The sequence below is a fragment of the Peribacillus sp. P4_C12 genome (genome assembly GCF_056402095.1).
Genome location: NZ_JBFUIB010000045.1, coordinates 1 through 21015 on the forward strand (window position 1 = coordinate 1; position 21015 = coordinate 21015).

At 37.7% G+C, this 21015-nt stretch carries 23 protein-coding genes and 2 riboswitches; of the genes, 9 read left to right on the forward strand and 14 right to left on the reverse strand.

Going from position 1 to position 21015, the window contains the following annotated elements; translation table 11 throughout:
* Positions 1 to 51: 51 nt before the first annotated feature.
* Positions 52 to 528, forward strand: a complete 477-nt coding sequence (locus tag AC1DUW_RS09870; protein WP_477642433.1) for an SRPBCC family protein — start codon at positions 52 to 54, stop codon at positions 526 to 528.
* A 151-nt stretch (positions 529 to 679) separates the two neighbouring features.
* On the opposite strand, the gene AC1DUW_RS09875 is transcribed toward AC1DUW_RS09870, so the two are convergent.
* The gene (locus AC1DUW_RS09875) at positions 680 to 1072 is read right to left on the reverse strand and encodes a winged helix-turn-helix transcriptional regulator (RefSeq protein WP_053347423.1); all 393 of its coding nucleotides are present in this window, start codon (positions 1070 to 1072) and stop codon (positions 680 to 682) included.
* 146 nt (positions 1073 to 1218) lie between these two features.
* On the opposite strand from AC1DUW_RS09875, the gene AC1DUW_RS09880 reads away from it, so the two are divergent.
* Positions 1219 to 1737 carry a DJ-1/PfpI family protein gene (locus AC1DUW_RS09880; protein WP_477642434.1) on the forward strand — a complete coding sequence of 173 codons (519 nt, stop codon included), beginning with the start codon at positions 1219 to 1221 and terminating at the stop codon, positions 1735 to 1737.
* A 557-nt stretch (positions 1738 to 2294) separates the two neighbouring features.
* Entirely contained in the window at positions 2295 to 3650 is a 1356-nt protein-coding gene (locus tag AC1DUW_RS09885; protein WP_477642435.1) for an arsenic transporter, read from the forward strand.
* A 246-nt stretch (positions 3651 to 3896) separates the two neighbouring features.
* Here AC1DUW_RS09885 and AC1DUW_RS09890 read toward each other — a convergent pair whose 3' ends face one another.
* Complete coding sequence (locus AC1DUW_RS09890; protein WP_477642436.1) at positions 3897 to 4190, reverse strand: HesB/IscA family protein; 294 nt, start codon at positions 4188 to 4190, stop codon at positions 3897 to 3899.
* A gap of 203 nt (positions 4191 to 4393) precedes the next feature.
* Positions 4394 to 5785, reverse strand: coding sequence for a YcdB/YcdC domain-containing protein (locus AC1DUW_RS09895; RefSeq protein ID WP_477642437.1), 1392 nt, complete (start codon positions 5783 to 5785; stop codon positions 4394 to 4396).
* Between the two features lie 417 nt (positions 5786 to 6202).
* On the opposite strand from AC1DUW_RS09895, the gene AC1DUW_RS09900 reads away from it, so the two are divergent.
* The gene (locus tag AC1DUW_RS09900) at positions 6203 to 7405 is read left to right on the forward strand and encodes a C40 family peptidase (RefSeq protein WP_477642438.1); all 1203 of its coding nucleotides are present in this window, start codon (positions 6203 to 6205) and stop codon (positions 7403 to 7405) included.
* Between the two features lie 81 nt (positions 7406 to 7486).
* Here the strand turns inward: AC1DUW_RS09900 and AC1DUW_RS09905 are convergent, their stop codons facing one another.
* The 8 genes from AC1DUW_RS09905 to AC1DUW_RS09940 all read right to left on the reverse strand — a co-directional run bounded on the left by AC1DUW_RS09905 (position 7487) and on the right by AC1DUW_RS09940 (position 16238).
* A complete protein-coding gene (locus tag AC1DUW_RS09905) occupies positions 7487 to 8122 on the reverse strand; it encodes a poly-gamma-glutamate hydrolase family protein (RefSeq protein WP_053347417.1) in 636 nt (211 codons plus the stop codon).
* 83 nt (positions 8123 to 8205) lie between these two features.
* Positions 8206 to 8355: a CapE family protein gene (locus AC1DUW_RS09910; RefSeq protein WP_477642439.1), complete on the reverse strand. Its 150-nt coding sequence runs from the start codon at positions 8353 to 8355 to the stop codon at positions 8206 to 8208.
* A 70-nt stretch (positions 8356 to 8425) separates the two neighbouring features.
* Complete coding sequence (locus tag AC1DUW_RS09915; RefSeq protein ID WP_477642440.1) at positions 8426 to 10012, reverse strand: gamma-glutamyltransferase family protein; 1587 nt, start codon at positions 10010 to 10012, stop codon at positions 8426 to 8428.
* A gap of 81 nt (positions 10013 to 10093) precedes the next feature.
* Complete coding sequence (locus AC1DUW_RS09920) at positions 10094 to 11371, reverse strand: CapA family protein (RefSeq protein ID WP_053347416.1); 1278 nt, start codon at positions 11369 to 11371, stop codon at positions 10094 to 10096.
* Between the two features lie 10 nt (positions 11372 to 11381).
* The gene (gene pgsC / locus AC1DUW_RS09925; RefSeq protein ID WP_053347415.1) at positions 11382 to 11831 is read right to left on the reverse strand and encodes a poly-gamma-glutamate biosynthesis protein PgsC; all 450 of its coding nucleotides are present in this window, start codon (positions 11829 to 11831) and stop codon (positions 11382 to 11384) included.
* A gap of 15 nt (positions 11832 to 11846) precedes the next feature.
* Entirely contained in the window at positions 11847 to 13028 is a 1182-nt protein-coding gene (gene pgsB, locus AC1DUW_RS09930) for a poly-gamma-glutamate synthase PgsB (RefSeq protein WP_053347414.1), read from the reverse strand.
* A gap of 791 nt (positions 13029 to 13819) precedes the next feature.
* Entirely contained in the window at positions 13820 to 14032 is a 213-nt protein-coding gene (locus AC1DUW_RS09935) for a hypothetical protein (protein ID WP_053347413.1), read from the reverse strand.
* A gap of 526 nt (positions 14033 to 14558) precedes the next feature.
* Entirely contained in the window at positions 14559 to 16238 is a 1680-nt protein-coding gene (locus AC1DUW_RS09940) for a methyl-accepting chemotaxis protein (RefSeq protein WP_477642441.1), read from the reverse strand.
* 196 nt (positions 16239 to 16434) lie between these two features.
* Positions 16435 to 16477: riboswitch (PreQ1 riboswitch) on the forward strand.
* A gap of 58 nt (positions 16478 to 16535) precedes the next feature.
* Between AC1DUW_RS09940 and queC the strand changes: the two genes are divergently transcribed.
* From queC to queE, 3 genes are read left to right on the forward strand one after another with little or no spacing between them, the layout of a single operon-like run.
* Positions 16536 to 17198 (forward strand): 7-cyano-7-deazaguanine synthase QueC, encoded by a 663-nt coding sequence (queC, locus tag AC1DUW_RS09945; RefSeq protein ID WP_477642444.1) that lies wholly within the window; start codon positions 16536 to 16538, stop codon positions 17196 to 17198.
* Entirely contained in the window at positions 17198 to 17668 is a 471-nt protein-coding gene (queD, locus tag AC1DUW_RS09950) for a 6-carboxytetrahydropterin synthase QueD (protein ID WP_053347411.1), read from the forward strand. The genes queC and queD overlap by 1 nt, the downstream gene beginning before the upstream one ends.
* The gene (queE, locus tag AC1DUW_RS09955) at positions 17661 to 18389 is read left to right on the forward strand and encodes a 7-carboxy-7-deazaguanine synthase QueE (protein WP_053347410.1); all 729 of its coding nucleotides are present in this window, start codon (positions 17661 to 17663) and stop codon (positions 18387 to 18389) included. Before queD ends, queE begins: the two co-directional genes overlap by 8 nt.
* 83 nt (positions 18390 to 18472) lie before the next feature.
* On the opposite strand, the gene AC1DUW_RS09960 is transcribed toward queE, so the two are convergent.
* Positions 18473 to 18820: a DUF4260 domain-containing protein gene (locus AC1DUW_RS09960; RefSeq protein ID WP_053347409.1), complete on the reverse strand. Its 348-nt coding sequence runs from the start codon at positions 18818 to 18820 to the stop codon at positions 18473 to 18475.
* A 51-nt stretch (positions 18821 to 18871) separates the two neighbouring features.
* Positions 18872 to 19441 (reverse strand): TetR/AcrR family transcriptional regulator, encoded by a 570-nt coding sequence (locus AC1DUW_RS09965; protein ID WP_477642442.1) that lies wholly within the window; start codon positions 19439 to 19441, stop codon positions 18872 to 18874.
* A gap of 260 nt (positions 19442 to 19701) precedes the next feature.
* Positions 19702 to 19744: riboswitch (PreQ1 riboswitch) on the forward strand.
* 51 nt (positions 19745 to 19795) lie between these two features.
* Here AC1DUW_RS09965 and AC1DUW_RS09970 point away from each other — a divergent pair.
* Complete coding sequence (locus AC1DUW_RS09970) at positions 19796 to 20338, forward strand: VUT family protein (RefSeq protein WP_053347407.1); 543 nt, start codon at positions 19796 to 19798, stop codon at positions 20336 to 20338.
* A gap of 21 nt (positions 20339 to 20359) precedes the next feature.
* Positions 20360 to 20515 carry a hypothetical protein gene (locus AC1DUW_RS09975; RefSeq protein WP_161804952.1) on the forward strand — a complete coding sequence of 52 codons (156 nt, stop codon included), beginning with the start codon at positions 20360 to 20362 and terminating at the stop codon, positions 20513 to 20515.
* 232 nt (positions 20516 to 20747) lie between these two features.
* Here the strand turns inward: AC1DUW_RS09975 and AC1DUW_RS09980 are convergent, their stop codons facing one another.
* Positions 20748 to 20879: a hypothetical protein gene (locus tag AC1DUW_RS09980; protein WP_477642443.1), complete on the reverse strand. Its 132-nt coding sequence runs from the start codon at positions 20877 to 20879 to the stop codon at positions 20748 to 20750.
* Positions 20880 to 21015: the final 136 nt, after the last annotated feature.

The window sequence follows — 21015 nt, forward strand, 5'->3', positions numbered from 1 at the left end:
TGACCGGCAGGATTGATACACTTAAAAAATTTGAATGAGGAGGAATAACATATGCTAGCAGTAATAGAAAAAGTTGAAGGTGGACATATTGCTCGCTTTGAACGTCTACTAAAGCATTCAGTAGAACAGGTCTGGGCTGCTTTAACTGAAAATGATAAGTTAGAAAAATGGATGTCGAATCTTGAAATTGAGGAACTTAAAAAAGAAGGGACAATAAAATTTAATATGAATGATGGGACTGGCTCATCTTTTGATATGAAGATAAGAGACTTCCAAAAACATTCCGTCCTAGAATTCGAATGGGGTGACGGTTGGGTTCGTTTCGAATTATCCCCTAAAACTGATGGTTGTTTATTAGTATTAAAAGAATCGATCCCCACATTAAGTGACCATACATCAAAAGATTTGGCAGGATGGCATGTTTGCCTTGATATGCTGAGTGCTTTACTGAATGGTCATTATATGGACTTTCCAAAAGATGAATGGGAAAAATTGCATGAAAAGTATATTATCGTAGTCAATCAGTGATGTTTTGTCATTAATTGATTTTTTTAAGCAATAGTTGGTTTATATATAATCACTTTATTCATTTACTTTCGGAAATATCCAATTGCACAGTGTTAATAAAAGACCGACACATCTCATTGTCGGTCTACTTTATGTGAAAAAAACGTACGCATTAATTGTTCTTATCATTTTCAGAATGCATTTCTTGTTTGATTTCATTCATTCTGTTTTTTCCCCACTCATACATCATTTCAACAATTGGCAGTAAAGTCATTCCAAGTTCAGTCATGGAATATTCAACTTTTGGAGGAACTTCAGGATAAACTTCTCGGTGAACAACACCATCTTCTATAAGTTCACGCAACTGATTCGTTAAGATTTTATGAGATATTTTTGGGAAAAGTCTTTGTAAGTCACTGAATCGGTGTGGGCCTTCTACACCTAAATGCCATAAAATAACGATTTTCCATTTGCCGCTGAAAATTGATAAAGTAAGTTCTTTTTCGCAATTATAATAGCCATTTAAGATTTTTTCTTTGATTTCATCTCTTAATGTTTCTGACATGGATATTTAACTCCTTTTTTATTTTACCAGTAACTTTTAGGTAACCTCCGCACATAAAAGTGCGTTCTTCACAACGTTTAAAACCAGCGCTACAATATGAGTAGTCGGACAGACAATCTTTTTCAATTATTAGGAGGAAGACATATATGAGTAAAAAAGCATTACTTATTATACCACCAGAACGTTTTAATGAAGATGAATTATTTCAACCAAAAGAAGTATTAGAAAATGCAGGCGTTACAGTAACGATTGCAAGTATAAAGACAGGTGAGATTACTGGTGACTATCAAGGTAAGGCAAATGCTGAAGTGATCTTTTCTGACGTTTCAGCTAGTGATTTTGATGCTATAGCTGTAATTGGAGGATCTGGTACGAACGATCATCTATGGGGCAATCAAGAATTACAAAGCTACTTGAAACAAGCTCATGAGCAAATGGTTCTTGTCACAGGAATTTGTGCAGGATCTGTAACTGTGGCTAAAACAGGTTTACTTTCTGGACGAAAAGCAGCGTGTTACCCCGTTGATGTCCAAATTGACGAATTGAAAGCTAATCATGTTGAATATGTTGAACAACATGTTGTTGCACATGATGATATTATCACAGGTGACGGCCCAGATGGAGCTAGAGAATTTGGTGAAAGCTTAGCTGCAGCATTACGCTAAATCTTTGCTTACAACATAAATCGTATTATTCCCCATGTGAAACCCTTGGATTCTATAGAATTCAAGGGTTTTTCCATTAGGGGTAAGAATGATAGAAGAAATACTGTATCTCGGCAAACAACTGCTTCATCTGAAGAGATTGCATCGTCGATGGAGGAACAAGCGGCTTCAGCCATTGAATTTGCTCAATATACGAATTAGCTTACACAATTAATAAATGACTTAGAGCATATGTTGGGAGAATTTTAGATGTAGAAATAGCAGATGGCCATATAGGGTTTGAAAAGGGGGAAAGCACTATAGTGGTTTCTCTCTTTTCAAACCGGAATAGTGGAATCTATAGATCTTATTAGAAGATATGTGAAATGTAGTAGGTACCTAACCATGATTAAAAGGTATAGACTTCTCTCTTTAGTGGACATTTTTACTAGAAGGACAAAGGTACAATTTAGAAGAAGTGGTTTACTATCTTGTGCTTTTTTAATAAGGAGGAATATATATATAGGGATCGGACAAGTAGGGTCCAATGGCTCAAGGCCCGAAAAGGGGAGAATAACATGCATATCGAAATTGGAATGGCTATCTTTGTGTTCGTCATGACAATGATAGTCATATTATGGAGGCCAGGAGGTATAAATGAAGCGTGGCCAGCTTCAATCGGTGCGGGTATTATTTTACTAACTGGCATAGTATCACGTGGAGATATTTTGGATATTATCAATAAAATCGGGGGCGCATCGATCACCATCATGGCAACGATTGTCATGGCTGTCATACTAGAAAGTTTTGGTTTTTTTCATTGGGCGGCTGCAAAACTTGCTACCCTTGCTAGAGGTTCAGGATATCGCCTATATTGGTACATTCAATTATTATGTTTTTTAATGACCCTGTTATTTAATAACGATGGTAGCATCATGATTACGACACCCATATTGATATTGCTTCTGAAAAATCTTAGACTGAAACCGCATGAAGCCATTCCATATCTTTTGAGCGGAGCACTGATTGCAACTGCTTCTAGCGCTCCTATTGGGGTTAGTAACATTGTCAATTTAATCGCATTGCAAATTGTGCATATGACACTTTATATGCATACAGCCATGATGTTTGTACCTGCAACATTGGGTTTAATCTTTATGTCATGGTTGATGTTCGTAGTGGTAAAGAAAAAATTGCCCAAAAAGTTGCCCGATCTGACTTATGACATTGAGGATAGTTTTTTTACTAAGAATTTCCATCCTTTAAAGGGAAAAATGTCGGTTAAAACAAAACGTCAACGTACTAAATTTATGTTAAAGGTATTGCTCTATGTCTTTGTGGTGCGCTGTTTACTCTTTGTTGCTTCGTATCTTTCCATACCAATTGAATTGGTTGCTGTACTTGGGTCCTTATCTTTACTGGTGTGGAGATGGTATCATTTGCGAACCAATCCTGTTGATATCTTAAAAAAGACACCATGGCATATTCTGATATTTGCATTCTCTATGTATGTCATTATTTATGGCCTCCATAATGTAGGACTTACAGCAATACTCGTGCAAATATGTGAACCAATTGTAAACCAGGGGTTATTAAGTGCGAGTTTTGTCATGGGAGGATTAGTTTCGATTCTATCAAACATTTTTAATAATCATCCAGCCTTAATGATTGGTACCATTACCTTAACAGAAATGGGACTTGATCCAATCACGTTAAAAACGATCTATCTCGCGAATATAATTGGGAGTGACATGGGCTCATTGTTATTACCTATTGGTACGCTTGCCTCCCTTATCTGGATGCATATCTTGAAACAAAATAAAATGAAAATAAGTTGGAAAGATTATTTAAACGTATCCCTAATAGTCATACCCTTAGCTACCGTGGTGACGCTGCTTTTATTATACTATTGGGTGCAAATGGTATTTAGCTAATTGCCCTAGGAGGAATTAGTATTAGTGTTGAGGGCGCATTACTAGGTGAACAGATTGATGCTCAACTCTCAGGAAGGAAATCTTATAGAGCAATTCTTACTGATCTGAGTTCAGATATTCTTGTGTTATTTAATGGACAACAGTTTCTATATTTTCCGATGTTACATGTGCATAGATTTACTCAGGGTACTGACATAGATTTAGAGAAAAGGGGGGAAGCTACAAATGTGGTTCCCCCTTTTTCTTCTAATAGATTAATGGTGAAACTAACGGATTAGGGTTATTTATCAAAAAACCATCACCTTCATAATCAATTTTTGTTTGATCCGTAAATCGGGCATCAGATGGATCGATTAAAATTTTAATACCATGTAAAACTAGTTCTTCTTCTTGTTCTGTTTTAAATCTTGTCAAACTTAATGAATAGTTCATCTGGTTACAACATGCTCTTCTTACACCAAATCTCAAAAATGTTTCCTCTTCCATACTTTGCTGCATGCCTTTAATTATTTCCTGGGCTTTAACTGTTATTGTTATCAAGATGTTCACTCCAATACATTAGGCTCACTTTATCATGAAAAACATTACAATCGATACCATTTACTCTTTACTCAACCGATTTTTAGAACCTCTTAAAAAATTTGAATTCATGACAATAATTCAATAAGTGGTATGCATTTTTTACACCTTTGAAATTTTTAAATAAATGCGTTAGTAGTGATTTCTTTGTATATGGAATGTCTCTAATGTAACTTCGCCCATATGATTTCACCAGTCTGTGCTTCAATGTATGATATTCTCCTAGAGGATTGTTTATAGACAAGTTCATAATATTCATCGCTGTTCTCTTTGTAGTTAATATCCCAGAGCAGTTCGAGCTCGAAAGCCGAAATGAATCGTTTCCTGGCCTGTTCAGGGGAAATTGCAGGCAGCGTTTGGAGTTGCGACAGGGTAAGTGGATCAAGATCAGGTCCGAAGAAGGAATCAATGTTACCGGTTGTTTCATTAACTGATAGATAAGCGAGCCCAAAAGGTATTCCTTCATATATCAGCGTAAAGTGAAAAGCGACCTTATGATTCTCTGTATCCGATATAACCTCATTAATATAAAAGTAACGGTTAGCATCAGGATACAGCTTGTAAAGAAATTGGCTGGCGATTCTTTTACATTCTGTGATGGATAAGGACAGGGGGCCCCTCGTGTCTTCGAAATTGGCAAACGATGATACCATGCCAGTTTCTTTGTTTGTCTTGATTTTGAAGGCCTGGTCATTCTGAGTAATGAAATAGCTGTCTACACTTAAATCTTGAACTTTTGGCGGTTCTCCCTGTCTCCAAACCGTGACAAGTTCATCACCCAAATCTACTTCCCGTACTTTCGTATAGGCATCGAGGTCAAAACCGATAGCTTTATTAATATCAGGTAATGGCATTTCCTGTTGAGGAAGCGGGAGTAATAATGAGCTCTCTTCATTTTCATCCACTTGTTCATCCCTTTTCTTTACAGATGAAGGGTTGGCAGGGTGGCTATAAAAGGGGAGAACCGGTTCATATACTAGACGAGGCAAGTCCTTGCCGTTTTCATGGACATCCGAGTTAATCATAGCAATAGAAAGCTTTATATCGAGGTCTTTCAGGCATTTTTCCATCACTAGCTCTTTAGAAAAAAGGTTTTCTGGCAGGGTGATTTCTTTTACAACTCCATAATAATGGAAGTGGATAACCTCGCCGTCTAGAGCAGTCTCCACGAAAAATCCAGTACGAGGAAGCGGTAAATTTAATTGCTGCTGAACATAGGTAAATTGCATAGATTTCTTATCATTGTTCACGCTTATTTTTTCCAGGATAAAATTATCCGGTGCTTCGGGATAGTAGACCATGACATACTGTAATGCACTTTCATGAAGTGATTTTTCCGCTAATACCACTTTAGATACAGACTCCTTATCAAGATGAAAATCTAGCAGATTGCCGAATACATCCAGCTCTACGATTATCTCCTTATATCCGCAAGCTGATTTCCAGGCGAACATTAATGTCCCACTTTTTTTATGAAAATCTTCAATTTCTAATGTATATCCACTATGTACCTTCCCTATTTCGATAGCCTTTTGTTTTAATGAATTATTGTTCAACTAAATCCCTCCCCATTAAATTATATCCGTTTTTCATAAGAAGTGTTCTGATAAGGTAAGAGAAGGGGTCTCTTGAATTTCAGAAGAAGAGGCTCCTTTTTTATGTTTAATTAAAAATCGACTAGATGTTGATTTATTATCATATGATATGGGTATAAAAAACTATTAATGGTGTGGGAATTTGTTAAAAAACTAAACAAATATATATATATTTGTTGATAACAGGATAAAAGGCATAGGGTAATTACCGATATTATAAAAGAGGATGAGTATTAAGTTGTAATGTTGAAAAAGGTATTGAGATAAAAGTTATATATATACCTGATTTATTTTAAAAAAACATCTCTATAATCAAGTGTTTTGACTAGATGACTGCATGTTTTAATAAATATTTCTGGTTATAAAGGAAGGGTTAAAATGGGTAAAAGAACATTAGGCAGTATTTTGCTTTTATTACTAGTCATGTTTAGTTTTACTTTTTCCCCTGGTGTAAAAGTTGAAGCGGCTGATCGAGTTCATACTGTATCCTCTAAAGACACGGTAGAATCGATTGCATTGACTTATGATATGTCGGAAGAGCAATTAATGAAGACGAATGGTTTACCGGATGGTAAGTTATATGCGGGGCAGAAGTTACGAATCATTAAAACGGTTTATACCCCTTCAATTTATCAATGGGTGGAGAGACGAAAACAAATTGCAAACTACGCGAAAACCTTTACAGGATTTAAAAAAACAGCTGGAGAAGAGACGCCTAAAAAAGGGTTTGACTCTAGCGGATTGATTCATTGGGTACTCTCCCAACAAAATGTGCCCATCGACCGTTTGACAGTAGAAGGTTATTATAAGCAAGGAATGGATACAGATACACCTAAGGATGGAGACATTATATTTTTTCTAGAAAGAGGCAGTTCAAAAGTCGTGACCGCTGGTATCTATTTGGGGAAAGATCAGTTTGTCAATTCTGGATATGGAGCAGAAACAGTTCAGGTGAGATCGACCACAGAAGAATATTTTGCAAAATACCAAGCCGTGTATAAAACGTATACACCTAAGGGAGAGCATATCGTCCAAAATGGGGAAACACTTAATAGCATATCGGTTAATTACGGTATTTCGATTAAGACAATCAAAAAGCGTAACGCTTTACCAACTGATAGCTTGATGCAGGGGCAGTATCTTCAAGTATACAGCAATACTTTGTATCCGTTTTATGAAAATCAAGAGGCTTCCTATGATAAAGCTTATGATGTCATTAAGTATGCCTACACTCTACGTGGATTTACCTATGTTTTCGGAGAAGATGATCCAATGATTGGAATGGATTGCAGCGGTTTCATCTATTGGGTCATGAAGGAGCAGGGCCTTTCAGTAAAACGCGGTTCAGCAGAGGACTACTTTTCCTTGCTGCCGAAAATCGAAAATCCAAAGGCAGGGGATTTAGTGTTTTTTAGGGATACAGGCACAAGACTAGGCGTGACCCACGTAGGCATATACCTAGGGGATGGCCGTTTTATCAATACAACAGAAAACGCTGGTGTTCATATATCCAATCTTGAGTCAGCTTATTTTGCGGAGAAGTTCGAAAGCTTTGGTCAAGTCGAAAACCTTATGAACTAATGATATATACGAGTGATCACAAGACTAACTTAGATGTTTCTGGGTAGTCTTTTTTTGAATTAATTTTACATTTAAAAAATGTTATGAATAAAAGTTTTGTTTATAACTTATAGTCGCCTTTTCTAATGCGTTGACAAATCGATTCAAAAGTTCCGATTGGTTTTTTCTGTTTTTTCTAGTRAAGTTATCTTCTTTGAAAAAATTTTTTCGTAGTTTAGTCGAGAGCTCTAATTGAACGCCTTTCCCAGTTTTACATAAGTTTGTGAGGTTCCTTTCACCCATGCCTGAAAGGTGCCTAGGTGCGTCATCCGTTTGAAATCCGGCTGAATTTAGGGAATGTTCAATCAATCTCTTGTAGGCTTCATCTCTACCGCCAATATAGACTAGCGCATTATGAATGTCATAATGACCATGGATGGAGAGATTGGTCATTGCGTTAGATGCTATTCTAACACCGATTGGTTCATCGAATAAGTTGGATGTTATATGGAGGATTTGGTTATTTCTTTTTTTCAGACCTTCAAATAGATAGGTGCTAGCATTCAGTTTTTCTCCAAGAGCTACAGCAATTTCGCTTGTGCCTGGTTCGATATTTCCTCCATGTATGGCTAGGACTGCTATATCAGGATTTCTGTAATAAGCGGTGATGCTGTAATCAATTTTTTCTTGTTCTTTCTGTTGCAGTTCAGCAAAATTTGTATAGCTATTTTTCAGCATGATTTCCTCTCCCAATTTGTAGATTAGATTATTACCCCTTGAAATCAAAAATAAAAAAAGCAGGGGAGAAATCCCGGCTTTTTTTATTCTTGGATTTTAGTATATTGTTCTATTTTCTTTTGCTCATCCGGTGTTAATGTTTCCGACCGTTTAAACGTATTCATAGTTACAAGCAGGCCTGCTATAAGAATAACAGGGATAACCCAGCTTGCTACTTTTTTTACAATATTCATATTCTCGTCCCCTTATAGATCTTTAAAAATTTATATGTTTAAAGATGAACTGGTACGCTGGATGCTCTTTTTATTGCTGTGCTTTCCAGCTACCATTTCTTCTTTGATCTCCAGCTCCGGATAACCGGCCGTTCTTCTCGTTTTTAACTAGAACTTGAACTCCGCCATAATACATGGGGGAAACCTTTTGAACGACGTTATACCCTGAATCTTCTAATGATGAGATTATTTCATTTGAAAGCCGAGATTCCGTATAGATGGTCTTTCCATCAAAGACGAACCGATAGCGGTCAATAATATCCTGAAATGAGCCTTTATTCTGTGTATATGAATAAAGGACTTGCATCAGTACTTGAGGTATTCTGTCACCACCTGGTGAACCGATGCCAATCGTTTCTTCGCCAGGTTTTTTGAGAACTGTTGGTGCTGTAAAGGTTCTTGACCGTTTATACGCATCTTGAGAATTCAAACCGGATCGGAAATTTTTCAATTGATCGTTAAGGAAGAAACCATTCGTATAATCACCTGAACCGAAAAAGTTACTGAGCGTATTTGTTGCAGAAACGACAGTACCATATTTGTCCATAATCACAAAGTGAGTCGTACTTTCATGTTCTTCGGAATCTCCAGACTCTATATTTTTCCATTCTCCCTCTTGGATCTTATTTTTCAGATTGCTTAGGTGAATGGGGGATAGAAGTTGTTCAGCCTTAGAGGCACTGATTCCATCCCCAGTATGAGAAACTCGGTCTTGATAGGCAATGTTTGTGATGGCCCCTAGCTCCTTCATGTAATCYGATTTGCCGGAAGAATCACCAAGGTTTGTTTTCTCAGCAAGCATTAACATTTCAAGAACTGTAATTCCAGAAAAGGGAGGAGGGGCTGACAAAATGTCATACCCGGCAAATGTTCCTTGAACCGGCTCCCGTTCTTTAACATCATAGTGCTTTAAATCCATCAAGTCGATGTCTGTTTTTCTTTTTATATCGCGTGCGATGTCCTGTTTATAAAAACCGTCAGGGCCTTTCCGCTGTATCAGTTTCAATGTTTCAGCAAGCTTTTCTTGAGTAAGAGTTTTGCCTGGTTTAATGGCATCACCATCAGGATAAAATATTTGAGTATCTTCAGAAAAAACTCTGAATTGGGATGCAATTAATCGTGATGTTAACGTTTCATCAACTGTAAATCCTTCTTCAGCCAGGTCAATCGCCGGCTGAAGAAGATCTTCCATCGGTACGCTTCCATACTTATCGTGAACAACCTGCATGCCGGCTACTAAGCCAGGAATGCCCGTATTGTGTTTTGAACTTGGGTCTTCAGGTGACGTTTCACGGTAATCGATAAAATTGGGATCTTCGGATTCGGGTACAATCAGCATACCGCCGCCACCACCAATTCCAGATCCATAAGGTTCAGTTACACCTAATACATAAGATACGGCAATCGCGGCATCTGCAGCTGTTCCGCCGTTATCCAAAATCTCCATTCCAACATCTATTGCGAAAGGGCTGGAAGAACTAACTCCATACGATTGATTGGCTGACTTACTGTCTATCGGTTTATTCGTGTCAGAAAGAGGGGATGGCTCCGAACATCCTGCTAAATATATAAGCAAACATAGGGAAAGAAGTACTTTCCTCGTCATACGATTAATCACTAATTGATCCCCTCTTTTCGGTGAGCATCTAAGTCGTGCGTCTCTAATAAGATTCTTATTCACGTGTTTGTTCATAGTTGTTTACTGTATTGGTTGGATATCTTGTTGTACAGCAGTTTTCTCTGCTTGCGCAGCTTTCTTTTGTTGTGCAGCTTTCTTTTCTTGCGCTACTTTTTCTTCTTGTTCACGTTGTGTCTTATGGTCGATTACCTTCTTATGATTCATGGTAATCTCAATATGATTCTCTTTTTTAGACCATTGAACTTTTTCACTAGTTTCCTTCGTCAACTGACGGTAAACTCGTGATTGGTCGATCGAAGAGGTAGCTGGTCTTGGTGTTGCTTCCTCAATTTGCAGGGGAACGACATCAATGGTAGCTTGTCCGTCTTCTGCTAAATGGTATTGAACCATGGCTGAATCTTTTGTGCGTGTCCAACCTTGGTCAAATACAAAGTTTCCTAAACTATAAAAGATAATTCCGTCATTATATACATCAAACGATTGAAGGACATGGGGGTGATGACCGATGATAACGTCCGCACCAGCATCAATGACTGCTTTAGCCAATTCTGTTTGACGTGATGTAGCAGATGTAGAGTATTCTTGTCCCCAGTGCATATTTACCACAACTAAGTCTGCGTTTCCTTGCTTAGCATCTCTAGCTTTACCAATCATTTCAAATAATAAATCCGGATTAGAGTTTAATAAACCAGCTTGATTATTTTTGGATACTGCATCCTTGCCATAAACATCGGTGAAGCCAAGAGTAGCCACACGTACGCCATTAACATCTGAATAATTGATACTTGCTTTAGCATCTGTAGTATTTGATCCAACACCGACGTAATCCATATCCGCACTTTTGAAGTCATCAATTGTGTCAAGCAGGCCTTGTTCTTCAAAGTCCATCATATGGTTGTTGGCTAGGGTCATTACAGAGAAGCCAGCATTTTTTACAGCTTCTACACCACTTTGATGTGAGTTTAATCGAATCGCTGTGTCTGCTTCTTTGTATTTAGATACATCTTCTTTTAAAGCAGGGTGTTCATAGTTTCCGCTAACATAATCTGAAGCAGTAAAATAGGGCTTCATGTAACGGAAGAGGTAATCATACCCGTGTTTATCTGTCACTTTTTCAACATATCGTCCCATCATCACATCACCGACCATTGTCATCGTTAATGTTTGATCCGATTTTGAAGCGACTGTGTTCACTTCTTCAGCCCGTCCCATCCAAGTGGTAATGACTAATGCTATAAGTAAAATAGGGAGAATGATTCCAGCATACTTAAGATTCTTTGTTTTCGTATGTTTAATAAAAATAAGTGTTTTTTCTTTTGCATTTAAAGTTCGTTTCATTTTATGCACCTCAGAATAGGTAGTACACGTTCATTAAGCCGAAAGTTAAACCGGATAATAGAAGTGTGCTGCCAAGTGTTAATGGCATTCCTTGTCTTTGAATGGTATTCGCTATTAAACCTGGTACGATTATACCGATTCCTCGAAACTCGAAAATTTCAAATGGCATGACAGGGTAGACGAAATCTAATAGGAGCTTTAAACAAATTCCGGTTACCATCATAGCTGCAAATTTTCTTCTTCCATATAAAATCACCCATCTTGAAAGGCCGTGAGTGACGATTAAATAAGTTACTACACTAATGATCAAGATGACCAGCATGATTTCCCATTGATCAAATACTAATGCCAAATAACCTGGCACAATAAGTCCTGCGGGTACGACACCCGTTTTTTCTGAAAAAATAAGGCTAAGCGTTACCCCTAGTACTAGGGCTACATATAAATCCGATCCAAACATTAAGGTTCCTCCTACTTAACTCGCTTTTTGCTTCGTTTTAGATTTCATAAATGCTTCAATTAATGGTTCTGCTGCACCATGGATGTTACCGACTCCGTATACGATTCGGTTTTTCATTAATGGGCGGAGACGGGCTACGATTTCTTCTGTTGACCAGTTTTCTAAATCCCAATACTCTTTTGTATCTAATTTACCTTGCTCAAATACTCGGGTAATCGGTGATGTAGTTTCACCAATGGCAATGACGATTTCAGATTTAATGTACGGCAATACATCTCTTGCAAACTGCTCTGTACGGTCCACACGGTCAGCACGGCAGTTCATGATGACGATAGGGGCTTCTGTGCTGTATCCAAACGTACTTACACGTTCCCAGATGTTTAACGTCGATGACGCGTCATTTGCGGCAAAGCCATTTACAAAGAAAGATGGCTGAATTGGGTCTCCGAATTTAGTGATACGCATGGCACCTGGATCCGGATGTGCATTTAACATGCCACGGAAAGCCGTTTTTTCATCAATGCCCAATGCTTCTGCAACGGCCAAAGCAAGGGATGCGTTATCCGGGAATACCATATAGTCGAATTCGCGTAAAAAGTCTTCCGAAATTCTTGAATTATCAGCAACAATTACTTTCGAATTACGTTCCTTTGCAATTTGTTTAAAAAATTCCAAATATTCACTTTCGATGGTTATTAAATGCCCATTATAGGGAATAGTTGCTGTAAAGGCTTGTGCAACCTCATCCAATGTTGGTCCCATGACATCCATATGATCCTCTAGTACATTTACGATAACTCCGATGTTGGCTTGAATCATTTTATTTTGGAAGATTAGTTGATAGTCAGGCTGTACAGCCATACATTCACAAACTAGTGCTTCTGTTCCTAAATCGGCAACTTCTTTAACTACACGGCGTTGCTCTCCGATATTCGGTCCCTCTGGACGGCGTTTAATCGGTTTTTCTTTGTCCGTAAACCAATAGATCATTCTTGCTGATGTTCCGGTTGTTTTACCTACTGTTTTGTACTTAGCTTCCTGGATCACACCTGTAATTAGACGCGTTACAGTCGATTTCCCTCGAATCCCATTCACATTCACACGTACCGGGATGGAGTCGAGACGCTTCTGATGGCGTTTTTGTTCGAAAATGCCATAGCCAAGCAAAAAGATCGCACAAATAAATATTGGTGCCATTTTTTAACCTCTCTTTTTTTCAAATATTGAATTACTGAATACACACTACATGATTTTAAACTTAATAGGCAAGGGTCAAAAATTCTATCGCAATATAGTTATTATCGTATTTTACAAATAAATGTATATATAAGTGTAATAGTATCTAAATGATTAAATGTTTTATGAGTACAAAGATATGGGTGAAAATCCAGTAAAACCTTGGCTTATTCACACTAAAATATGGAAAGTGTAAATAAAAACTCATTTTGAACAGCATCAAAATAGTTTCGTGAGTATTTGAACCCAATTCTTAATGGCTATATTTGTATAATGAATTGTTTCTGAAAGTAAGGTTTATTACAGTTTAATAATTGTTTATACCCATTTGTTTGACTTCTACGTAACAATAATCATGCATTTGTCATTCAATGTAAGAGATTGCATCTATCGACTCAAATAGTTGGACTCTTTTGAATATGAACAAAGATGAGTAAAAGAACACCCCTCTTTTTTTTATGATTTTCGGTTTTTTAGATGGGAAATACCCATGGGGCTATAGTGTGACTTCTTTCTTTAAAATGAAATAAACTAAATTCAAGCAAATTTTTTTGGAAAAATGCCTAGTTTCTTCTATTAATATAGTGTTAATAGAAGAATGAAAAGAAAAAAAGCTCAGAAGGATATCTGAGCTTTCCGTTTGTATTTTTTAGAATAATAGAATGGGTAAGAAATCTCCGCTAGTTATGGAGTATTCGTAATTTGAGGGAAAGGAGCCACGACGAAAGTAGCTGATTCTGGAATAATTAAGGTTAACTGGATTTCTTTCTGTCAGAAATCTGAGGATTGGAGTCCTTTTTACCACCATCAATAACATAAAGCTTAGGAGCTAATCTCGTTTTTCCTTGTTTTTCAGAATTCATCTTCATATAATTTTCGTATTCTTTGCGAAAGAACTCGTCCGTTTCTCGTTCTAGGGCTTTCCGTTCGTTAAACTCTGCTATGAATTTGAAAAAACGTTTCATATGAATTCCTCCTTGTGGGGTTAAAAAGGTCTTAGTTTAATAGTAACATAGGTTTGTTGAAACCTAACCCTTTTTTACAATAATGGAGAGAAAAGTACGTTTTATTAGTTATTTGGTTGTGTTTTATTCACTTTTGAAAGAATAATAACTAAAGAACCTTCTTGAGAAGAAGTTCCTATGCAATTGGTTAAAATGGGATGCTTGGATCATGAGCGTTTGATACTGGAACTTGCCAGTAAGTAGGTGAAGTGGAAGTAGATGATACTATTAATTTTAGTGGTAAAAAAATATTCTTGTAGTTATATATATTATACACTAAATATTCTGAAAATAAATCAAAATGTTTGTTTGATACGTGCCTAGATCCATATGTTTTTTATTAATGTGTTTAGTAATATATTCCCTAAATTAACGAAAACGAAACACAATCTATAGAGACATTAGGGAAATAGAAGGTAGAGGGGGGAAAGGAAAGAAAAGCAAAAAAAGCAATTTCCCTCGTGCAACACGCAGGAAATTGCTAGTATCATAATTGGAACTTTTTAACCTGGTCAGTTAGTTGTTCAGCAGCAGAGGCGAGCTCACGGGCATGATTAGTGATTTCATCCATCGAAGAGCTGGATTGCTGGGCGGAGGCGGAGACTTGTTCAATACCTGCCGCAGACTCTTCAGACACGGCTGCGATGTCTTCGATAGGTTGGTTGATTTTTATACTATTGGTAGTGATATAGTTTAAGTCATTTGTAATATGTTGTACTTTTGTACCCATGTTCCCGACCGAATTATTAATTGTTTCAAAGGTTTGGCCGGTGAGGGTAATCTGTCTCGTGCCTTCATCTACCTGTGTGTATCCATCTTCTAAAGAGTGGACGACGGTTTTTGAACCAGTTTGGATAGCTGTGACAATATTTGTGATATCTCCAACTGAATGTGTGACCTCTTCTGCGAGTTTTCGTACTTCTTCTGCAACGACGGCAAAGCCCTTTCCATGTTCGCCGGCTCGTGCAGCTTCTATAGCCGCATTTAAGGCCAATAAATTGGTTTGATTGGAAATATCCTTGATGACCTGTACAAGCTGTGAGATTTCCTTTGATTGTGAGTCAAGTCCTTTCACTTGTTCGACAGCATTTTTGACAATCTCATCAATCATTTTCATTTGTTGGACCGAGTTGCGCATTAATATGATTCCTTCCTTGGTCAAGGATAGAATCTCGGTGGAGCTTTGGGAAACTTCTTCCCCGCAAGAATAGGCCTGCTGGATCTTTCTGGTGAACTCTTCCATCATATGGACCATATCAGCTGCTCGGTTGGCTTGAGACTCTGAACCTTCCGATAGCTCGAACATGGTTGTCGCAATCTGTCTGCTGCCTTGTTGGACCTCATTTGCTGATTGAGTTAAGTCTTCGCTTTGGTTCGAAACGGATTCAGATACAACTAGCATTTTTTCGATAGTATCACTAAGGTTTTTCTGCATCTGGTTGGAGGACAGCGTTAATTCTCCAATTTCATCATTTGACTTTTGCTCTAAAGGTTCATGGTTCAGCTCACCATTCGCCACTACTTTCATTCTGTCCTTAATTTTAAGGAGAGGTTTTGTAATAATATTGGCTGTTACAAGCGCAAGCAGAAGGCCTATGATGACCGCGGCAATGGATATAATGATACTAGTCGTTTTAACTGATTCTCCACTTGCGATGACGATTTCTCCGGAAGCGACAATCGATTTCTCGCGTTCGGAAGCTAGCTCCCTAAACCCATCCATCAATTCATTGCTTATTGGTGCAACTTCATCCTTTAGTATTTCTTTAGCGCGTTCTACATTTCCTTGATCATATTGTGTAAATACGCGGTCAATAATAATCGTTCTCCAATCCACGCTTTTCTGAATCAATTCCTTCATTTTGTCAGAATCACTTAAGGCTAAAAGATCCTCCTGAATGACTTTGCTTTCTTCGGTATATTTTAAGAACCTCTCTTTATTACTTTCGTCGCCAAATAGAATATAGCCTCTTGCGAATGCGCTTCTTTGTGCAAGATTATTGAGTAGTTGTTCTTCATCAATAAGAACCGGCAATTCATGTTTAATAATATCTTTGGAATGCACAAGTGACTTATTGCTACTATAGATATTAAATGCTCCTAAGATGATACACAAAGATATAATGAGTGAAAATGCCACCAATATCTTTCCTTTAATACTTTTCACGTTAATGGACCCCTTTTGCTATATTTTTGTTTACCCTTTTTTATCGGAAAAATAATAGGATATTTAAGGAGGTAAAGGAAGATATGTTGTATAACAAACTTTACCATTTCGTCTAATAATCAGTTTGATATAAACTTCTTGATTTCTTTTCATATTCAAGTTACTATTAATTTGGAAAAATATAATATTCCGCTAGGCGGAAGAGGTTCTAGCTACCCTCTCAAAAAAACTAAGGAGAAACAGTACTCTATTCTTAGGGTGCTGTTTTTTTCCGTAAAAAGGAGTTTTATAGAAATGATGAAGAAGGAAAAGGCAGTGGTTGTGTTTAGCGGGGGACAGGATAGTACGACGTGTTTGTTCTGGGCAATGGAGCGATTTGAGGAAGTAGAAGCGGTTACGTTTGATTATAATCAGCGGCACAGCATGGAAATCGAATGCGCGCAAAAGATTGCTAAGGAACTGGGCATTACCCATCATATTCTGGATATGTCGCTGTTGAACCAACTAGCGCCGAATGCGTTAACGCGAAGTGATATCGCAGTAGAGGACGGAGAAGACGGGGAACTGCCGTCAACGTTTGTACCAGGGCGGAATTTGCTGTTCCTTTCGTTTGCCGGTGTATTGGCAAGCCAAATTGGGGCTAAGCATATTGTCACTGGTGTCTGCGAGACGGATTTCAGCGGATATCCAGACTGTCGCGATGTATTCATTAAATCGTTGAACGTGACCTTGAATTTGTCGATGGACCAGTCATTTGTGATTGATACGCCGCTTATGTGGCTGAATAAAGAGGAAACATGGGAGCTTGCGGATCAGCTTGGCGCGTTTGATTTCGTCCGTGAGAAGACTCTGACTTGTTATAACGGGATTATATCCGACGGCTGTGGTGAGTGTCCGGCATGTAAGCTTCGGAAAAAAGGGCTGGATGACTATGTAAGCAGACGGCAGGTGCTTAAATAATGTACGGTTTTACTATCGTGGATAAGCTTCAAAAAATAGATAAAGATATTCAGCGGAATCAATTAAACTACTCAAGTAAGCGGGTCATGGTCAGCAAGGAATTCACCTTTGATGCCGCGCACCATCTTCATGACTATGAAGGCAAATGCAAGAACTTACATGGCCACACGTATAGGGTCATTTTCGGATTGAGCGGATATACGGATTCACGCGGTTTGATGATAGATTTTGGTGACATCAAAGAAATTTGGAAAAATGAGATTGAAATACACCTTGATCATCGTTATTTGAATGAAACACTGCCGCTCATGAATACAACAGCTGAAAATATGGTTGTCTGGATTTATGAAAAAATGGCCGAAGCCCTTTTAACCAAGAATTATGAGGGTGCTAGAGTCGAATTTGTTCGTCTATATGAAACGCCGACGAGTTATGCTGAAGCTAGACGGGAGTGGATGGAAAGTGAGTAAGCTGCCTGTTATGGAAATCTTCGGTCCGACAATCCAAGGGGAGGGCATGGTCATCGGACAAAAGACCATGTTTGTTCGGACGGCAGGATGCGATTATTCTTGTGCCTGGTGTGATTCCGCGTTTACTTGGGACGGCACTGGTAAGGAAGATACAGATCAAATGACTGCCGAAGAAATATGGAATGAGCTGAAGCGAATTGGCGGTGAGGGCTTTTCCTTCGTTACAATATCAGGTGGAAATCCAGCACTGCTGAAAAATCTAGATGGCTTGATAGCAATTTTAAAAGATAATGGAATGAAAATCGGCGTGGAAACACAGGGAAGCCGTTGGCAGGATTGGTTTCTCGATATTGATGAACTGACTATTTCACCTAAGCCGCCGAGTTCTAGGATGAACACGGACTTTGAGGTGCTTGATCGAATAATATCTAATCTTGCCAATCGAAATCCCGATAATCATGTCTCGTTGAAGGTTGTAGTCTTTGATGATGAAGATTATCAGTATGCCAAAAACGTACATTTCCGGTACCCGGATATTCCTTTTTATTTGCAGGTTGGCAATGATGACAGCAGGACGGCTAATGATCAACAGCTGATTAGCGGACTTTTGAAAAAATATGAAGAGCTAATTGATAAAGTAATAGCTGATGATGAACTTAGAAATGTGAAAGTGCTGCCGCAGCTGCATACCTATATATGGGGAAATAAGCGGGGAGTGTAAAGTAAGAGAGGAAGAAGCAGTGTGATGCTCAAGATTCAATCACACTGCTTTTTTTATGCGGACAATAAGCTAAATACCACTGATTATACCTCTTGAATGTGTGTAGCCTTGAAAGCCGTTGTGTATTTAAGGCCATATCCTAAAAAACGATCCATTCCAATATGAGCCGTCCAAATTAAACCTACCATTAAAATTGTATCCTGGCTTAGAGAAACAGCTAGCAAAATGACGAGTATTGATATTGTATAAGTATGAAACAAGTTATAAACCTTGGCACCAATTTGATTATTGATTAGATAGGCTAACATAGAAATGTCAGGTGTTAATAGTAATAAAAGGAAAATCCACCAGCTAAATTCATTTATTGAATAGATATAAATTATCGCTATAAGAACCATAAGCCCTTCAGAATGTATTAATTTTTTCACCATATTTAAGCCTCCTATTCTTTATTAACCATTGGTCAATGAATGTGAAAAAAATTATTCAATACCCTTCATAATATTTTTAACGTGAAAATTAGCTAAGCTTTTTACATCTTGATATGAAAGTTGTGTATTAATATAAAAAGTTATAAAGCCGTGGAGCGAAAGGAAAATAGACCATATTGATGCGGGGTTTAGTTTATTTTCTGTAAGGTCAGTCAGAGAACTGATTAGTTTTTCATATGTTTTATTAGAATCAAGTTGAAGTAAATGTTGAATTTCTTTTTCTTTAGATAAAAACATGATTGCATAATGATTTTGCTGGGTTAACCCAAACTCTATAAAGCATAGTAATATCTTCTCTATTTTTTGAGAAGCATTATTTTCAGTTAGGATGATATCATCTATTTTATTATTCAATAGAGAAAAATCCGTTTTTACCAAACTATAAAATATTTCGGCCTTATTTTTAAAATGATAATAAATGGCGCCATGACTACAATCTAATGTTTTAGCTAATTGCCGCATTGAAACTTTTGAATACCCAACGGATGCAAAAAGTTTCCGGGCTTCATTCAATACCATTTCCTTAGATAATTCTTTTCCTTCTGATTTCCTTGGGGACATAGTATCACCTCCATAGTTATTGACCAGTGGTTAATAAAATCATATAGCAGTGTTTTGTAATTGTCAAATATTAGAATAAAATGATTTAACAGGATCTACTCCAATTCACATATGTAGTAACAAAATTCGAAACATCAGCCATAAGTCTAATTATTAATAAAGTATTTACTGAATTCTTTTAGAAATAGGTAATGTGGAAACTTCTTGATTTCCATTCGTTTTCAAGCTACGATAAATTAGGAAAAAGATAATCCGCTCATGCGGAAGAGGTTCTAGCTACCCTCTCAAAAAAACTAAGAAGAACAGTGCTCTTTCTTAGGGTGCTGTTTTTTCTGTATAAGGAGAATGTAAGAAATGTTAAGAATTATATTGTATTTAGTGTCCATTGTCACCGCGAATGTGGTTACAGCAGCTTTTGCACCATTACAGCTTGGTGTGTTTATTATTCCGATGGGGACATTACTAATCGGGGGAACCTTTATCTTTCGGGATCTAGTTCAGAATAAATTTGGCAGAGTGAAGACGTATGTGTGCATTGTCACGGCACTAATTTTATCAGCGTGCGTATCATTTTTATTAGGAGATACCCTATTAATTGTGTTTGCTTCCGCACTATCGTTCGTGGTGGCAGAAACAGCTGATACTGAAATATATACCCGGTTAAAACTTCCGATGAGTTGGAGAGTATTTTACAGCGGGATTGTCGGAGGATTTTTCGATTCGGTGATATTTGTTGTGATTGGACTTAGCCCACTGGGTGCCAACGTTCTGCCATGGGAAGCCGTACCCGCTGCGATTTTTGGCCAAATCATTGTTAAAACAGTCATTCAGTCAATCGGTGCCGCGCTGTTGGGCCGAATCAATGTAAGACTGGAGAAGCGCGTTATCTCCGGTTAAATAGTAGGAGGGAAGCACTCAATGGATGGACCAAAAAAGGAAGAAGATAGATGCTATTGCCTGGAAGCTTTTCGTGAAAAATATGGTCCGGATGTCCAAGGAGACTGTATGAAGCTCTCCTGCGCCAATTATCGGAAGCATAAGGGAATAGACAATCATGAGAAACGTAAACATTAATATAAATAGGAAACGATCTGTATAAGTCGAGAAGAAAGAACCAAATTTGGTTCTTTTTTTTGTGTGAATTATAGGTTCGCGAGTAAATCGTGAAAATTCACGAGTAAACCAGCCAAACTCACGAGTAAATCGTGAAAATTCACGAGTAAATCAGCCAAACTTACGAGTAAATCGTGATAATTCACGAGTAAACCAGAAACTTACGAGTAAATCGTGAAAATTCACGAGTAAATCAGCCAAACTTACGAGTAAATCGTGAAAACTCACGAGTAAACCAGCCAAACTCACGAGTAAATCGTGAAAACTCACGAGTAAACCAGAAACTCACGAGTAAATCGTGAAAATTCACGAGTAAATCAGCCAAACTCACGAGTAAATCGTGAAAATTCACGAGTAAACCAGAAACTCACGAGTAAATCGTGAAAACTCACGAGTAAATCAGCCAAACTTACGAGTAAATCGTGAAAATTCACGAGTAAGCCAGAAACTCACGAGTAAAT

Coding starts and splice junctions, on each gene's coding strand:
- AC1DUW_RS09870 (WP_477642433.1), top strand. CDS start 52: ATGCTAGCAGTAATAGAAAAAGTTGAAGGTGGACATATTGCTCGCTTT.
- AC1DUW_RS09875 (WP_053347423.1), bottom strand. CDS start 1,072: ATGTCAGAAACATTAAGAGATGAAATCAAAGAAAAAATCTTAAATGGC.
- AC1DUW_RS09880 (WP_477642434.1), top strand. CDS start 1,219: ATGAGTAAAAAAGCATTACTTATTATACCACCAGAACGTTTTAATGAA.
- AC1DUW_RS09885 (WP_477642435.1), top strand. CDS start 2,295: ATGCATATCGAAATTGGAATGGCTATCTTTGTGTTCGTCATGACAATG.
- AC1DUW_RS09900 (WP_477642438.1), top strand. CDS start 6,203: ATGGGTAAAAGAACATTAGGCAGTATTTTGCTTTTATTACTAGTCATG.
- AC1DUW_RS09910 (WP_477642439.1), bottom strand. CDS start 8,355: ATGAATATTGTAAAAAAAGTAGCAAGCTGGGTTATCCCTGTTATTCTT.
- AC1DUW_RS09920 (WP_053347416.1), bottom strand. CDS start 11,371: ATGAAACGAACTTTAAATGCAAAAGAAAAAACACTTATTTTTATTAAA.
- pgsC (WP_053347415.1), bottom strand. CDS start 11,831: ATGTTTGGATCGGATTTATATGTAGCCCTAGTACTAGGGGTAACGCTT.
- pgsB (WP_053347414.1), bottom strand. CDS start 13,028: ATGGCACCAATATTTATTTGTGCGATCTTTTTGCTTGGCTATGGCATT.
- AC1DUW_RS09935 (WP_053347413.1), bottom strand. CDS start 14,032: ATGAAACGTTTTTTCAAATTCATAGCAGAGTTTAACGAACGGAAAGCC.
- queC (WP_477642444.1), top strand. CDS start 16,536: ATGAAGAAGGAAAAGGCAGTGGTTGTGTTTAGCGGGGGACAGGATAGT.
- queD (WP_053347411.1), top strand. CDS start 17,198: ATGTACGGTTTTACTATCGTGGATAAGCTTCAAAAAATAGATAAAGAT.
- AC1DUW_RS09960 (WP_053347409.1), bottom strand. CDS start 18,820: ATGGTGAAAAAATTAATACATTCTGAAGGGCTTATGGTTCTTATAGCG.
- AC1DUW_RS09965 (WP_477642442.1), bottom strand. CDS start 19,441: ATGTCCCCAAGGAAATCAGAAGGAAAAGAATTATCTAAGGAAATGGTA.
- AC1DUW_RS09970 (WP_053347407.1), top strand. CDS start 19,796: ATGTTAAGAATTATATTGTATTTAGTGTCCATTGTCACCGCGAATGTG.
- AC1DUW_RS09975 (WP_161804952.1), top strand. CDS start 20,360: ATGGATGGACCAAAAAAGGAAGAAGATAGATGCTATTGCCTGGAAGCT.